The sequence below is a fragment of the Streptomyces sp. NPDC048211 genome (assembly GCF_043202315.1).
Taxonomy (GTDB): domain Bacteria; phylum Actinomycetota; class Actinomycetes; order Streptomycetales; family Streptomycetaceae; genus Streptomyces.
In genome coordinates this window covers 23,464-37,520 of sequence record NZ_JBIDAD010000021.1, presented here as the reverse complement: position 1 = coordinate 37,520, position 14,057 = coordinate 23,464, and the positions used below count along the sequence as shown (strand labels likewise).

Sequence of the window (14,057 nt, the reverse complement as noted above, 5' to 3'; positions counted from 1 at the left end):
GTTCCTCTCAGGCTTTGCGGAAGACGGGCGGGCGCTTCTCGGCGAACGCGCGGCGGCCTTCGGCGGCGTCCTCGGTGGCGAAGCAGATGGTCTGCAGGTCCCGTTCGTAGGCGAGAGCCTGGTCCTCGGGCAGATTCCCGGCCGCCCGCAGGTTGATCTTGGCGGTCTCCGCCGCCACCGGGGCCCGGGAGGCGATGACCGCGGCGAGGGCCTTGGCCCGGTCGAGCAGTTCGCCGGGGGCGACCACCTCGCTGACCAGGTGCCATTCCAGCGCGCGTGCGGCGTCGATGCGGTCGCCGGTGAGCAGCATGAGCGCCGCGTTGCTCGGGCCGGCCGCGCGGCTGAGGAAGGCTGCCATGCCGCCGCCGCCGATCCAGCCGAGTGTGATCTCCGGCGCTCCGAAGGACGCGGTTCCTGAGGCGATCCGGATGTCGCAGGACAGCGCGGTCTCCAGCCCGCCGCCGAGGGCGTAGCCGCCGACGGCCGCGATCGTGGGCGTCCGGGCCTCGCGGATGGCGTCGCAGTAGTCGATGCGGTTGCGGAACTCCCACGGGGTGCGGTAGCCGTCGAGTTCGCGGATGTCCGACCCGGCGCTGAAGGCGCGTCCGCCCGCGCCGGTGAGGATCACGGCGCGGACGTCGTCCGTGGTGTCGCACCATCGCACGGCCCGGACCAGGGCGCGGGACATCTCGGGGGTCACGGCGTTCAGTTTCTCGGGCCGGTTCAGCGTGAGGGTGGCCACGCGGTCGGCGACGTCGAGCAGGACGTGTCCGGTGCCGAGGTCGGGCGGGGTGCTGGCGGTCGCGGTCATGCTCGTCCTGCTTCCTTCGTGGTCCGGCTCGCGCGGTGGAGGGCCCGCAGCCGGTCGACTGCGGCCCGATGGCCGGTCTCCCCGGCCAGGGCATCCCGGACGACGGCGGATGCGGCGCTCTGGAAGCCGATGTAGCCGGCGTGGCGGGGGCGGACCCACGCCTGTTCGCAGGTGGCGGTGGTCCGGCGGTAGAAGTCCGCGGCGACGATCGCCGGGTCGGTCCAGGCGGCGCGAGCGCTCGGCTGCCCGCTGTGCCGGGGCAGGAATCCGCACTGGGCGGAGGGCGACATCAGCCAGCGGATGTGGTCGAGGAGCTGCGGGGTGGGGGTGCACCGGGAACTGACGGCGAGTCCGGTGCCGCCGAGGGTGGAGCCCGGCCGTCCCCCCGGCCGGGCGGCCGGGGCGTCGGTGAAGGTCAGCCGGTCCGCGTAGGTGACGTAGCCGTACACCAGCGGGCAGTGTGCCAGGTGGTCGGTGGCCGCCATCAGCTCCAGCAGCCCGATCGGGTTGAGAGCGCGCGTCCGGGCGGGTGCGTGGGCGTCGATCCCGGCCATGAGGTCCAGGACGGCGCGTCCCGTCGTGCCGCTGATCAGTTCACCGGGGTCGGCGGCCGGCTCCTCGCCGAGGGCGACCGCCACGGAGGCGAAGGTGAGGAAGGCGTGGGGTCCGGCGAGCGACAGGGCCACCGGCACGCGGCGGGCCAGGCCGAGCACCTCCTCCCAGGTGGTGGGCGGCTCCCCGGCCAGATCGGTGCGGGTCGCGGAGACCTGGGTGGCCGCGTCCAGGGGCAGGGCCCACTGACTGCCGTCCATCGCGTACGAGCGCATGGTGGGTCCGATCGATCCGGTGCGCCAGCCGTCCAGTTCCTCCCTGGTGAAGAGGTCGTCCAGCGGGCGGAGGCAGCCCGCTGCGAGTGCCTCGCCCAGGTGCGGATGGTCCAGGACGACGAGGTCGTAGCGGGCGCAGAGTTCGTCGACGGGATGGGACTCGAAACCCTCCAGCGGCTGGACGGACCAGCGCACGAGGTCGCCGGCCGCCGCGGCGAGGGCGTCGTGGCCGCGCGGGTGGTCCCAGGTCAGTCCGGCGTAGGTCACGAGGTCTCCGTCACGGTGCCGGAGGCGAACAGTTCCTCGATCTCCTCCTGGCCGAGGCCGGCTTCGGCCAGGATCTCGCGCGAGTGCTGGCCGGTGAGCGGGGCGCCGCGGTCGATGCGGGGCGGAGTGGCGGAGAACTTGTAGGGGAACCCGGGCACCTTCACACGCCCCTCGGTGGGGTGGTCGTAGGTGACGAAGGTGCCGTTGTGGCGGATCTGCGGGTCGTCGACCAGGTCCGTGTAGCCGTAGACCGGACCGGCCCACACCCCCGCGGACTCGAAGGCGCCGAGCCAGTGGCGCGAGGTTCGGGTGCGGAGCCGGGAGGCGGTGCGCGAGAAGAGCTCGTCGCGGTGGGTCCAGCCGTGCTCCTCGTCCTCCATGGCCAGGAAGCTTTCCTCTCCGAGGAGTTCGCCGAGTGTCTTCAGCCGTGGGAAGGCGAGGACGATGTAGCCGTCGGCGGTCTCGAAGGCGCCGTAGGGCGCGCGGATGTAGACATGCGCGTGCGGTTCGCCGGAGCGGTTCTGCGCCAGGCCGCCCACGGTGTGCACCGACAGTTCCTGCATCTGGAGCGTGGTGACGGCGTCCAGCATGTTCACCGTCACGAGCTGCCCCTCACCTGTGCGTTCGCGGTGCAGCAGCGCGGCGAGCACCCCCTCGAAGGCGGTGGACGCGGTGACGGCGTCCACGAGGTACTGGCCCGCGGCCTGCGGTGCCTCGCCGGCGCGGCCCGCGGAGAGCATGGCACCGGACATCGCCTGGAGCAGCAGATCCTGACCGGGGCGCTGGGCGTAGGGCCCGTCCTCGCCGTAGCCGGAGATGGACACGTACACGAGCGACGGGTTGATCTCCGCCAGCGAGGCGTAGTCCACGCCGAGGCGGTCGGCGACGCCGGGGCGGTAGTTCTGCAGGAAGACGTCGGCGTCGGCGACGAGCCGGCGGAGCACCTCCTTGCCGTCCGGGTCCTTGAGGTCGACGGCGAGGGAGCGCTTGTTGCGGTTCAGCGAGAGGAAGGAGACGTTGATCCGGTTCCCGCCCGCGCCTCCCGCGGCCGCATGGCGCTGCCACTCCCCGGTGACCGGCTCGACCTTGACCACGTCGGCCCCGAGGTCGCCGAGCCGCTGGGCCGCGAACGGGCCGGCCATCGCGATGGAGCAGTCGAGGACCCGGTACCCGGCGAGTATCCCGGGCTTGTCAGGCGTCGTCATGGAACTCCTTGAAAGGGGAGGGAGGCAAAGGGGAGGAGAGGGAGGGGAACTCGCCGCACCGTCGCCGCATTTGTTGTTCCAAGCTCTGTTGTTAGCGCTACCGGCAGCGCTAACATTCACACTATGCGGGCACCGCTCGCAGTGTCAACGCCTCGATCCGCCCCGCGGCGCCCGGACGGCACCGGGAAGATGGGAACCACCGATGAGTCAACCGCAAGCAGCTCTCGTGACCGGCGCCGGCGGCGCCCTGGGGCGTGCCATAGCCGCCCGCCTGGCCGCCGACGGGCACGATGTGGCCGTCCTCGACCGCGACGCCGCATCGCTGGAGCAGACGGTCGAGGAGGTGCGGAAGTCGGGTGCCCGCGCACTGGCCCTGACCACCGACCTGCGCGACGCCCAGGCGGTCGAGGCGGCCGTCGAACGGTCCGCGGCCGAGCTGGGCACCCTGCGCGTCCTGGTCAACAACGCCGCGGTGTACCCGAGCCGGCCCTTCCTCGACGTGCCGCTGGCGGAGTACGAGGACGTGGTCGCGGTCAACCAGCGCGCCTACTGGGTCGCCGCCCAGGCTGCCGCGCGCCGTATGGCCGGCTCGGGCGGCGGGTCGATCGTGAACGTCGCCTCGATCACCATGCACGGGGGCTGGGACTCGCTCGCCGCCTACATCTCCACGAAGGGCGCGGCCGTCGCCTTCACCCGCGCACTCGCGCGCGAGCTCGGGCCTGCGGAGATCCGCGTCAACTGCGTCTCCCCCGGGGCGTTCCCCACGGCCGCCGAGGAGATCCACGACGATCCCGAGACCTATACGCGGCATGTGCTCGACCATCAGGCGCTCAAGCGGCGCGGCCGCCCCGAGGAGCTGGCCTCGGCCGTCTCCTTCCTCGCCGGACCGGAGTCCTCCTTCGTCACCGGCCAGTGCCTGGAGGTCAACGGAGGGTGGGTGATGGCGTGAAGCTGAACGGACGCGACTACGACCGTCACACCCTCGCCCGGCACGCGGGCGACCTCGCAGCCGCCGGTGGCGTGCGGTCCGTCGTCCTGGACGACGGCTCCGAACGCGGCATCCGCACGCTGGAGTTCCGTACCGGCGCCGGACTCTCCTTCGACGTGCTCGTGGACCGGGCCATGGACCTCGGCGGCGCGGAGTTCCTGGGCCGCGGTTTCGGCTGGCGCTCCGCGACCGGGTTCCGCCACCCGGGCCTGCACGAGTACCGCGACGACGACGGCCTGTCGATGATGCGCAGCTTCTCGGGGCTGCTGCTCACCGCCGGCCTCGATCACACCCTGTTCGGCGCCGAGGTGGACGCCTCGCAGTACCGCTACCCGCCGCGCCCCACCGCCTCCCACGCACTGCACGGCCGGGTCGGCAACCTGCCCGCCCGGCTCACCGGTTACGGCGAACAGTGGCTGGACGAGGACCGCTGCGTCCTCTGGGCGGAGGGCGAGGTCCGCCAGGCCGCGGTCTTCGGCGAACACCTGCGCCTCACCCGCCGCGTCGAGGCCGATCTCGGCGGCACGGAGATCCGGCTCATCGACCGGGTACGCAACGCGGGCTTCGACCCCACACCACACATGTTCCTGTACCACGTCAACGTCGGCTGGCCCTTCCTGGACGAGGGCGCGCGCTACGAGATGCCGCTGCGCCGCACGCTGTGGCAGAGCGACAGCGTCGCCGAACAGGGCGTCTCCCACACCGAGATGCCGGGACCGCTGTCCGGATTCGTCGAGCAGGTCTACGAGCACGAACTGGAAGCGGACGCCGACGGCTCGGTACGGCCCCGGCTGGTGAACGACCGTCTGGGGATGTACTTCGAGCTGGAGTACGACCAGGAGCAGTTCCCGTCCTTCTTCCAGTGGCTGCACCTGCGCGAGGGCGCCTACGCCGTGGGCTTCGAGCCCTCCACCCATCATGTGCAGGGTGAGACCGCGGCCCGTGAGGACGGGTCCATGACGTTCCTGGAGCCGGGCGAGGAGCGCCTGTACACAACAACGTTCCGGGTGGGCCGGACCGGCTGACCGCAGGGCGGTGCGGGCCAGGTCGCGGGGCCGGCCACCGGCCCGGCAACGGGGCGGCCGCTGCGGGGGGCGAGGGCGGGAGGCCACTGGACCCGCGGCCGGTGGCCGGTTGATTCTTGAGCAGCGCGGGTCTGCTGTCACCGGGGAGTCCACGGGACCGTGGCAACAGCTCATTCGAGCCGACATCGGCTCGGCGCCGTCCGTCCCGGCCACCCCGCTGGGTGCTGCCTCGGGCCAACGTTCGACGACTCCGCCGGTCGCCGAGCGGTGGCCCGGGGCGATGCGGGGACACCCCGCCTCAGCGCACGCTCAGGACCAGCTTCCCTGTGGTGCGGCCTGTCTCTCCCATGGCGTGGGCGCGGCCCCCTTCGGCCAGGGGGAAGGTGCCGGAGACGTGCGCACGGAGCCGGCCCCGGTCCACGAGTTCGGCGACAGCCTGCATGCCGGCCCGGTCGTGCTCGACGAGCAGAACGACGGCGCGGACCTGTGACTTCTCCGCCACGGCCCGGGTGTCCTCGGCCCCCGGGAGAAGTGAGACGAGGACACCACCGGGACGGAGAACGCCCACGGAACGGGTGGCGGTCTCCCCACCGAGGGTGTCGAGAACGACGTCGTAGGGCTCCTCGGTGTCGGTGAAGTCGTCGGAGCGGTAATCGACACAGGCGTCCGCGCCGAGCTCGCGCAGGAACTCGTGCTTGGGCGCGCTCGCCGTCCCGGTGACGTGAGCGCCGCGTGCCTTGGCGATCTGTACCGCGAGATGACCGACACCGCCGGCCGCGGCGTGGATCAGCACGCGCTGCCCGGCCCGCAGGCCCGCGGTCTCGACGAGGGCCTGCCAGGCAGTGAGCGCCGCCAGCGGCAGAGCGGCCGCCTGGATGTGATCGATCCCGGCGGGCTTGGCTGCGAAAGCGCGTGCGGGGCCGGTCACGTACTCGGCGTGGGAACCGGCCCCGTACGGGTAGGGCAGCATGCCGAACACCTCGTCACCGGGCTGGAAGAGAGTGACGCCGAAGCCGGTCTCGGTCACGGTGCCCGAGACGTCCCAGCCGAGGGTCCGCGGCGGGGGCGGCAGGAAAAGGCTCATGGCGCGGTGCTTGAAGTCCGTGGGGTTGAGCCCGGCCGCGTGCACGGCAATCAGGATCTCTCCGGGGCCGGGCACGGGCCGCGAAAGCTCCGTCAGCTGCAGGACCTCGGGGCCGCCGAGGGCCGTCTGGTGCAGGGCGAGCATCACGGGGGCGCTGTCCGGTGCGGCAACAGCCGCTCGGGCCGGGGATGGGAGGTCTTCAGAGATGTCCGTAGAAGTCATGTCTCCACCTTGCCCGCACGGTCCGGCCCGCACGATGGCAAGAAGGTCATCCTCCGATACAATCGTGCCATGCTCCTCGACCCGGCCGCCGGCCCCAGACCCCCCGCACCGGTCGCGGCCCAGGACCTCACCGCCCGCGTCTGCGAACTGGACAAGTGGATGGGCCAGGCCCCGCGGCCCGACGCCCACAAGGTCGTCGTCCTGGCCCTCGACGGCGTCTACCCCTTCGAGCTCGGCATCCCGCACCGGGTCCTGGGCTCTGCCGGAGGCCGCTACGAAGTCCTGTCCGCGAGCCTGGACGGGCAGCCCGTGCGCACCGACTCGGACCTGACCGTCACCCCCGGGCACGGCCCCGAGGTACTGGCCGAGGCGGACACCGTGGTCATCCCTCCGTACGCGATCTCCAGGGCGTCGTCCGCGGCCCTGGACCCGCAGGCCCTCGCCGCCCTGTCCCGCGTCCGCCCCGGCACCCGGCTGGTGTCCATCTGTACCGGCGCCTTCCTGCTCGCCGCCGCCGGTCTCCTGGACGGGCGGCGGGCCACCACCCACTGGGCGCTCACCGACCACTTCCGGCAGCTGTTCCCCCAGGTCGAGCTCGACGCCGGTGTGCTCTTCGTCGACCACGGTGACGTGCTGACCTCCGCGGGGGCAGCGAGCGGCGTCGACGTGTGCCTGCACCTCGTACGCCAGGACCACGGCAGCGAAGTGGCCAACCAGGTCGCCCGCCGCTGCGTCGTACCGCCGTACCGGGACGGCGGGCAGGCACAGTACATCGAGCGCCCGCTGCCTCCGGTGAGCGAAACCGGCACCGGGCCGACCCGCGACTGGGCGCTGCAGCGGCTGGAACTGCCGCTGACACTGGGCGAACTTGCCGCGCACGCGGTGATGAGCACCCGTACCTTCGCCCGGCGCTTCCAGGAGGAGACCGGTCTGAGCCCAGGCCGCTGGCTGACCCAGCAGCGGCTGCGGCGGGCCCGGCACCTGCTCGAATCGAGCGATCTGTCGGTGGACCGGGTCGCCCATGAGGTCGGCTTCGCCACCGCGACGTCGCTGCGCCGGCACCTTGCCGCGGAGGCCGGGGTCGCCCCGTCCGCGTACCGGCGCACCTTTCGCGCGTCGAGTCCAGCCGGTGGCGACTCCAGGGATGCGACAAATCGAGCGGGCTGACAAGCGGGCCGGCAGCTGAAGCCCACCCGCATCCGGACCCGGCCGGGCAGCACACGCCTACGGACGCCCCCGACCGTGCGGGGCGCAATTCCGTACCGGGTCGTGCGGCGGCGTGTCCCGACGCGGCGCTCGCGACACCCGACGGCACCGCCCGGACCGGCGGAAACCGCATCGCCACGCACGCTGCTCCCGGCCACCCCGTCTCATCCCCGAGAGCTGCTGGGCCGAGCTCCCGCACGGGAACGGCGCGCAGGGAATCCACCGGCTCCTCATGGGAAGTACAGGACGGCTTTCTCCAGTACATGGCCGGTGAACATGCCGCCCCAGGCGACCCCGCCCCGGTACATCGCGATCCGCGCGGCCTGACCGGTCGTCTCGACCGCGAGAGGCCTGCCGATCACAGTCGTGTCGAGGATCCGGGCATCCTGCGCCGCCCACTGGGCCGCCTCGGGCCGGACACGCGCGCTCACCAGGGCAGGGAGCACCAGAGTCGCGTTGCGGGCACCCGGTATCCCCCCGCGCAGGCTCTTGGCATAGCGCATGGCCCACACCGTGAACTCCCCCAGGGTGCTCACGTCGATCTCCGGGACCGCGGTCGCGAAGACGAACAGTTCGGCCTTGGTCCCGAACCAGCGCACCTTGCGGTCGGCGCGGCAGCCGGTCACCACCGGCCGGTCGTTCCAGTGGGGAGTGCTCATCGTGCAGCCGTCGGCCGCCAGCCGCTCGTGGAGCGACGCGAGGTACGTGGCTGCCGCATCGGCGGTCTGTCCGGTCGTATGCGGATTCATGCGTGAATCCTCCAACACCCCTGCCCTGTAAGGGAAGAGGAGGCGAGGAAGCGTGCCCCAAGCACCGAGTGCGACGCCGCCCTCCGCGCTGCGTAACGACGGCACCACTGTCCTGGTCGCACCGGTAGAACGGCCTTGTCGCTCATCCCCTCACGCGCGTCGCGTCCACCGGCGGCGGTGCCGGCGGGGGCCGGTTCGGTGGGCGGCGCGGCTGCGGAGGGTGAGGCCGCCCGCTCGGGTTCCATCCCCACCCGGCCCGGATGCACATGCCGGGACCCGGTCAGCGACCGTGTACCGGACGCCGTCCGCGGCGTCGAACGGCCAGTGACTGCGCGCCGGTCCGCGCCGGGGGAAATCCGTACGCGGGAACCGCAGCGCAGGACTGCTCCGCGACCCGTCACGCGGCAAGTCCCGTCGGACCCCTGGACAAGCCCCCCGACTCCTGTGCCGGGCGACCCACGGCAGTCGCGGGCCGCCCCATGGTGCGCGACGCCCTGCGCCCGCGGAACGGAGAGGACCCGCTCTGCGCCGTCGTGCTCCTGACTGTCGGCGGAGCACCCCGGCGCAGGCGGAGATGCTGTCGATGATGCGCGTCCAGTTGTCGACGCCAGGGCCGTCCCTGATCGCGCGCTGATAGTGGGCCTGCACCGACAGTGGGAGCGCGAGGTCGAGGCCGAGTGACGTGCTGGTCTCGACGATGTGGTCGGACGTCGCACCCATCATGGTGACCGTGCCGAGGTCGCCGGGATGCTCTCCGGCATCGAGCCCGGCGCCGGTCTCCCTTCGCCGACCCTCAGGACGTCGCCCATCGAGTAGGCGGCGGAGAGCCACTCCTGCAGCGCCTCCCTCGCCTTCATCCCTGCGGTGCCCAGCATCGCGGTGGCGTGCATCAGTCCGGACAGAGTGGTGAGGAACAGGCAGACGCGTCATCCGCCAGAGTGACGGGCAGTCCGGCGGTATCGAAGGCGTTCGCCCAGTGAGAGGCGTCGACCTCGCAGGCGATGGTGCCGCCGATGGTCTCCTTCTCGGTGTGGGCGGCGACGGCCCTGCCGTGGGACATCAGGATGAGGCGGTCGACCGAGGTGCTGTGGAATGATCGGCAGATGTTGGGGGCCGGCAGCGAGGACGGGACCCGGCTTCGGCGTGAAGCCGAGCGAGTCGTCAACGAGGTCGCCCAGGAGCTCCGGACGTTGGACGCGGGGACATCCTGGTTCTCCGCCCTTTCCCCGGTGGTACTCCGGGAAGCCGACGGCTACGCGATGCAGGCCCACATCACGGCGGCAGACGGGCGCGAAGGAGTTGCCCGGTCCGGCGTGCAGCCCACGGCCAACCCTTCGGTGATGATCTGTACGGACCCACCTCGCTACGGGTTCCCAGCCCTCCCGGCTGATGAACACGTCAAAGCGTTCCGTGTCCTTGTCTCGGTGTTCTCCGTCGCCGACACCCGCCGCAGGCACACGTACTGCAGGGGCACGTGCGGACACGCATGGCACAACTTGTCGCCCCAATGAGATGCCGTGGCGGCGCACGGTTTGGCACCGATGGCCGCGTTGGGCGCGCCTATCCGGCGCCGTGGTCGGCATCTCCCCCGCTTCGTCCGGGGGTTTCCTGCCCCAGGCCCCAGCGGATCGCCGTCTCCACCGGCGAGTAGGCACCGTCCGCCCGCTCCAGTTCGTACGGTGCGGCCGGCACCAGCGGCGGCTGCGCCATGAAGCGCGGCCGCACCCCATGATGCGGTTGCGCCGCGTGCACCAGGAACGGGTGGCACAGGAACACATCGCCCGGGGACCCGGTGGCAAGGGCGAGTGGCCGGTGGCCGGACGCCGCCATCAGATCGGGTGCGATGGTCAGCCCGCTCGCCCCGTCCTCCCCGTACTTCTGCAGTACCTTCGGCACGTCGAGGTGAGAGCCGACCCGGATCCGGGTCGGTGCGTCCTCCTCACCCACCTCGCTGAACAGGAAGAGCATCAGCAGCGCCCGGCCCCTGGAGCGCAGATTGGTGAAGTACCAGCTCTCGCCCTCCGGCAGGTAGCTCCCCTCGATGTGCCAGCCCGCGTCGTCCGGCTCCTCCTCATGCGGAAAACGCAGTGGGAACGTGCCCAGCGAGTAGCGCGGCTCCCAGCGCCCCTCGCCGACGAGGAGGTCGTAAGCGTGCTGCAGCTCGGGGGAGTTGGGGGCAGCGGCGAACGGCCCCTGCGCCATACCGGCCACCCAGTGCACGGGCTGCCTCCACGTCGACGGGTCGTCCGGGGCACAGCCCGTCTCCCGCCACAGCAACCGCGCGCAGTCCGCGGCCACGCGCGGCGCGACAGCACCCTCCAGTTTCACGAAGCCGTCGTGGAGAAAACGGGTTACCAAGGTCGTGTCATCCATGCCCCCATCGTGCGGCGAGGGCGGCCCCGGTCACCCGACATTCTCTGCACCGCCTTTGTCGGGTGATCGCCGGAGCGCGGCCACGCGGCCTGCGCCGCCCACTCGATTTGATCGGCCCGTCCCGATGCCGAGGCCGACGGAACCTGGATGCGGTAGGCCCCGGGGGGACCACAGGCGCTGGCCTCGCCCGGCCGAGCCCTTGATCGTCGGAGCGGAAGGAAGGTTCAATCCCCGCGTGGCTGGGAGTGACATCGAATCGGCGGTGGGCACGTCCACGACTGCCACGACTGGATGTGTGAGATGGCATCGGTTTCGCGCTGCCGATGACAGGGCGTTGATGGTGCGGGCCGGCACGACGGCGTCGCCCTTCGACGGAGGACAGAGCATCGCAGTCCTTGAGATCGATCTCGGCCTGCCATGGGACAGCACCACAGGAGACAAGCCGATCGTCGTTGGCAACGTACCGAATCTCTCGCCACTGAATCCAGCGCCCGCCACGGGCTCCGGTCGCGGAGCCGCTCTCGGCCGCTCGCCACTGACCATCGATCTTTGAGATTTGAGATGAGGGTGCCCCACAGCGGTGGTCCGGTCTGGGCGGACGAGCCGGCAGAGTGTGGAGTTCTTCCAGCCGCAGATGTCCGATGCCCCGCCGTGCGGGATCCCGCTCCGGCCAGAGTGAACAAACGGGGCGCGCGGACGGGGCGCGCGGACGGTGGTTCCCGGACCGGCCTGTCAGGTGCGGTCGCACCCGGGAGCCACCTGCCGCTTCGGATCAGGCCGGCGGTGCCACGTCGCTGGTGGTGACGTGGACGTGGTCGACGACCAGTTCCTGGGGGAAGGTCGTGCTGCCGTCAGGGTTGCCGGGCCAGTCCCCGCCGACCGCGAGGTTGAGAATGAGGAAGAAGGGCTTGTTGAAGACCCACGGGTTGCCGCCGGTGTCGGTGGGCGTGCGGTGCTGGTAGACGTTGCCGTCGACGGACCAGGTCACCGAGTCCGGGGCCCAGTCGATGGCGAAGGTGTGGAAGTCGTCGGCGAACGCCTGCCCGTTGGGGAGGGAGTAGCCCGCGCCGATGCCGCCCGCACCCGAGTACCCGGGGCCGTGCAGGGTGCCGTGGACGGTGGAAGGCTCGAAGCCGACGTTCTCCATGATGTCGATCTCGCCGGAGTTGGGCCAGCCGACCTGTCCGATGTCGTCACCGAGCATCCAGAAAGCGGGCCACATGCCCTGCCCGCGCGGGATCTTCATCCGCGCCTCGACATGACCGTACGTGGACGTGAACTTCCCCGAGGTGTTCAGCCGGGCCGAGGTGTACTCGCATGTCCCGTACCAGCACTGATAGTTGTTCGGGTTCTCCTTGCGCGCGGTGATGACCAGATGGCCCTGGCCGTCCAGCGCGGCGTTGCTGTTGCCCGCTGTGTAGTACTGCCCCTCGTGGTTGTTGACGTTGTCGCCGGTCTCGATCTGCCACTTGCCGCCGTCCACGGCGGAACCGGCGGGACCGTCGAAGTCATCGGTGAACGTCGCGGCCGCCGCGGCGGAACCCAGTGGTGCGGCGGTCGTCCGAGCCGCGTCGAGTGGCTGGGGTGCGCCGGACGCGAGACCCGATGTGGTCGCGACCAGTGCGAGAACGGAGAGCGCTGAGACCAGGAGGCGCTTGGTCAGGTGGGGGGAGCTCATGAGATTTCCTTCCCGTGCGGGATGGAGGACCGTGATTAGCCATGCATATGACAAGCAGGCACGACCATCACGTGGGGGGGATGGCGGGGCCTTGGTTCACTACGTGATTTAAGAAGTGAACCATCGGGGTGTCAAGGCTCTGGTACGGACCACAGTTCTTGCACATGAGCCTCACGGCACTTCCGCGTACATCCCCCGGCGGATCGGGTACGGGGCGGGCGGGCGGCTCCCTCGCACGCCTCACACCTGCCCGCTGGACTCGTTCGGAGCCGGCGGGCCGACGCCGATCCGCCGGAGCGTCGACGCCGGAGGGGCCGTCCGTGGACGACCGTCCCGGTCGGCGCCCTCGGAAGGAATTGCGAGCACGGCGCGGCAGCCCGGCCTCGGGCCGTATGGGGCCGCCGCACCCTTCAGCGGCCCCGCGTTCGTCATGGAGTCAGAACCTGAACTGATCGATGTTGGCCTTGTCGAAGACGGTCGGCTTGCCGAGCGAGACCACGCCGTCCTTCTCGATCGTGAACGACCCCAGGTCCCCCGCCTTGAAGGTCTCCCCTTCGGCGCCGGTGATCTGGCCGGACTCCAACGCTACGGCCGTGTGGGCGGCGAGGGCACCGAGCTTCGCGGGGTCCCACAGCTCGAAGCCTTCGACTGTGCCGTTCTTGACGTATGCGCGCATGTCGTTCGGGGTACCCAGGCCGGTCAGCCTGACCTTGCCCCGGTACTTGGAGCCGGACAGGTACTGAGCAGCCGCCTTGATGCCGACCGTGGTGGGGGAAACGATTCCCTTCAGGTTGGGGTATTCCTGCAGCAGGCCCTGGGTCTGCTGGAAGGACTTCTGTGCGTCGTCGTCGCCGTAAGCGGTCTTGACGAGCTTGATGTCCTTGTACTCGGGCTTCTTCAGCTCGTCCTTCATGAAGTCGATCCAGGCGTTCTGGTTGGTGGCCGTCTGGGCCGCCGAGAGGATCGCGATCTCGCCCTTGCCCCCGATCTGCTTCGCCAGCAGCTGGATCTGCGTACGTCCGAGGTCCTCCGCGCCGGCCTGGGAGACGAAGACCTGGCGGCAACCGGGCTGCGTGTCGGAGTCGTACGTCACGACACTGACGCCGTTCTTCATGGCCTGCTTCAGCGCCGTGCACAGAGCCCCCGGGTCCTGGGCCGACACGGCGATGGCGTCAACCTGCTGCTGGGTCAGGGTGTTGACGTAGGAGACCTGCCCCGAGGTGTCGGTGCCGCTGCTGGTGCCGACCTCCTTGTAGCTGGAGCCGAGCTGCTCAAGTGCCTTCTTGCCGCCGTTGTCCGACGTGGTGAAGTAGGGGTTGTTGACCTGTTTGGGCAGGAAGGCGACGGTGAGGCCCTTCTTGGTGGCCTTGTTCGGGTCGGCCTTGCCGGTGGCCGCCGCCGGGCCGGGCTCCTTGTTCGCGGAATCCTTCGTGGTCCCCGAGCAGGAGGTCACGCCGAGGGCGAGAACGGCGGTCACGGCAAGGGCGGCGGTCAGCCGGGCGCTTCGGGCGGTGGGACCGTACATGGCGGAGTCCTTTCGACGCTGCCGCGAACGGCAGGGCTATCGGGCGGGCGCTGAACAGCGGGCAGTGCGTGCGGCATTGCGTGCGGCACCACGGTGA

The 14,057-nt window shown here is 70.9% G+C and carries 12 protein-coding genes and 2 pseudogenes; 4 read left to right on the top strand and 10 right to left on the bottom strand.

Features of this window, described 5'->3' with window-relative positions; all coding sequences use genetic code 11:
* Positions 1 to 7 precede the first annotated feature (7 nt).
* From ACGFZA_RS39160 to ACGFZA_RS39150, 3 genes are read right to left on the bottom strand one after another with little or no spacing between them, the layout of a single operon-like run.
* Complete coding sequence (locus ACGFZA_RS39160) at positions 8 to 811, bottom strand: enoyl-CoA hydratase/isomerase family protein (protein WP_393685540.1); 804 nt, start codon at positions 809 to 811, stop codon at positions 8 to 10.
* Positions 808 to 1,905 (bottom strand): extracellular solute-binding protein, encoded by a 1,098-nt coding sequence (locus ACGFZA_RS39155; RefSeq protein ID WP_385273434.1) that lies wholly within the window; start codon positions 1,903 to 1,905, stop codon positions 808 to 810. Before ACGFZA_RS39155 ends, ACGFZA_RS39160 begins: the two co-directional genes overlap by 4 nt.
* The gene (locus ACGFZA_RS39150) at positions 1,902 to 3,110 is read right to left on the bottom strand and encodes a CaiB/BaiF CoA transferase family protein (protein WP_393685537.1); all 1,209 of its coding nucleotides are present in this window, start codon (positions 3,108 to 3,110) and stop codon (positions 1,902 to 1,904) included. Before ACGFZA_RS39150 ends, ACGFZA_RS39155 begins: the two co-directional genes overlap by 4 nt.
* Before the next feature lie 202 nt (positions 3,111 to 3,312).
* Here ACGFZA_RS39150 and ACGFZA_RS39145 point away from each other — a divergent pair, with 202 nt between their 5' ends.
* The gene (locus ACGFZA_RS39145; RefSeq protein WP_393685535.1) at positions 3,313 to 4,059 is read left to right on the top strand and encodes an SDR family NAD(P)-dependent oxidoreductase; all 747 of its coding nucleotides are present in this window, start codon (positions 3,313 to 3,315) and stop codon (positions 4,057 to 4,059) included.
* On the top strand, positions 4,056 to 5,123 hold the full coding sequence (locus ACGFZA_RS39140) for an aldose 1-epimerase family protein (RefSeq protein WP_393685533.1): 1,068 nt from the start codon (positions 4,056 to 4,058) through the stop codon (positions 5,121 to 5,123). Before ACGFZA_RS39145 ends, ACGFZA_RS39140 begins: the two co-directional genes overlap by 4 nt.
* A gap of 298 nt (positions 5,124 to 5,421) precedes the next feature.
* On the opposite strand, the gene ACGFZA_RS39135 is transcribed toward ACGFZA_RS39140, so the two are convergent.
* Positions 5,422 to 6,429, bottom strand: a complete 1,008-nt coding sequence (locus ACGFZA_RS39135) for an NADP-dependent oxidoreductase (protein ID WP_393685531.1) — start codon at positions 6,427 to 6,429, stop codon at positions 5,422 to 5,424.
* Between the two features lie 69 nt (positions 6,430 to 6,498).
* On the opposite strand from ACGFZA_RS39135, the gene ACGFZA_RS39130 reads away from it, so the two are divergent.
* Positions 6,499 to 7,596 (top strand): GlxA family transcriptional regulator, encoded by a 1,098-nt coding sequence (locus tag ACGFZA_RS39130; protein ID WP_385273449.1) that lies wholly within the window; start codon positions 6,499 to 6,501, stop codon positions 7,594 to 7,596.
* A gap of 269 nt (positions 7,597 to 7,865) precedes the next feature.
* On the opposite strand, the gene ACGFZA_RS39125 is transcribed toward ACGFZA_RS39130, so the two are convergent.
* From ACGFZA_RS39125 to ACGFZA_RS39115, 3 genes and pseudogenes are all read right to left on the bottom strand, one after another.
* Positions 7,866 to 8,384, bottom strand: coding sequence for a hypothetical protein (locus tag ACGFZA_RS39125; protein WP_385273452.1), 519 nt, complete (start codon positions 8,382 to 8,384; stop codon positions 7,866 to 7,868).
* A gap of 573 nt (positions 8,385 to 8,957) precedes the next feature.
* Positions 8,958 to 9,310 (bottom strand): annotated as a pseudogene (locus tag ACGFZA_RS39120) (NAD(P)-dependent oxidoreductase); the annotation flags it as partial.
* Positions 9,274 to 9,444, bottom strand: coding sequence for a hypothetical protein (locus ACGFZA_RS39115; RefSeq protein WP_393685600.1), 171 nt, complete (start codon positions 9,442 to 9,444; stop codon positions 9,274 to 9,276). The pseudogene ACGFZA_RS39120 and the gene ACGFZA_RS39115, both read right to left, overlap by 37 nt.
* Between ACGFZA_RS39115 and ACGFZA_RS39110 the strand changes: the two genes are divergently transcribed.
* Complete coding sequence (locus ACGFZA_RS39110; protein WP_393685529.1) at positions 9,386 to 9,895, top strand: DUF5958 family protein; 510 nt, start codon at positions 9,386 to 9,388, stop codon at positions 9,893 to 9,895. The genes ACGFZA_RS39115 and ACGFZA_RS39110 overlap by 59 nt on opposite strands.
* Before the next feature lie 49 nt (positions 9,896 to 9,944).
* On the opposite strand, the gene ACGFZA_RS39105 is transcribed toward ACGFZA_RS39110, so the two are convergent.
* The 3 genes and pseudogenes from ACGFZA_RS39105 to rhaS form a co-directional block, all read right to left on the bottom strand.
* Complete coding sequence (locus ACGFZA_RS39105; RefSeq protein WP_393685527.1) at positions 9,945 to 10,757, bottom strand: phytanoyl-CoA dioxygenase family protein; 813 nt, start codon at positions 10,755 to 10,757, stop codon at positions 9,945 to 9,947.
* Positions 10,758 to 11,547: 790 nt separating this feature from the next.
* A pseudogene (locus ACGFZA_RS39100) lies at positions 11,548 to 12,435 on the bottom strand (family 16 glycosylhydrolase); the annotation flags it as partial.
* A gap of 436 nt (positions 12,436 to 12,871) precedes the next feature.
* Positions 12,872 to 13,960: a rhamnose ABC transporter substrate-binding protein gene (gene rhaS, locus ACGFZA_RS39095; protein WP_385273455.1), complete on the bottom strand. Its 1,089-nt coding sequence runs from the start codon at positions 13,958 to 13,960 to the stop codon at positions 12,872 to 12,874.
* Between the last annotated feature and the right edge of the window lie 97 nt (positions 13,961 to 14,057).

Coding starts and splice junctions, on each gene's coding strand:
- ACGFZA_RS39160 (WP_393685540.1), bottom strand. CDS start 811: ATGACCGCGACCGCCAGCACCCCGCCCGACCTCGGCACCGGACACGTC.
- ACGFZA_RS39150 (WP_393685537.1), bottom strand. CDS start 3,110: ATGACGACGCCTGACAAGCCCGGGATACTCGCCGGGTACCGGGTCCTC.
- ACGFZA_RS39145 (WP_393685535.1), top strand. CDS start 3,313: ATGAGTCAACCGCAAGCAGCTCTCGTGACCGGCGCCGGCGGCGCCCTG.
- ACGFZA_RS39135 (WP_393685531.1), bottom strand. CDS start 6,429: ATGACTTCTACGGACATCTCTGAAGACCTCCCATCCCCGGCCCGAGCG.
- ACGFZA_RS39130 (WP_385273449.1), top strand. CDS start 6,499: ATGCTCCTCGACCCGGCCGCCGGCCCCAGACCCCCCGCACCGGTCGCG.
- ACGFZA_RS39125 (WP_385273452.1), bottom strand. CDS start 8,384: ATGAATCCGCATACGACCGGACAGACCGCCGATGCGGCAGCCACGTAC.
- ACGFZA_RS39110 (WP_393685529.1), top strand. CDS start 9,386: ATGGTGCCGCCGATGGTCTCCTTCTCGGTGTGGGCGGCGACGGCCCTG.
- ACGFZA_RS39115 (WP_393685600.1), bottom strand. CDS start 9,444: ATGTCCCACGGCAGGGCCGTCGCCGCCCACACCGAGAAGGAGACCATC.
- ACGFZA_RS39105 (WP_393685527.1), bottom strand. CDS start 10,757: ATGGATGACACGACCTTGGTAACCCGTTTTCTCCACGACGGCTTCGTG.
- rhaS (WP_385273455.1), bottom strand. CDS start 13,960: ATGTACGGTCCCACCGCCCGAAGCGCCCGGCTGACCGCCGCCCTTGCC.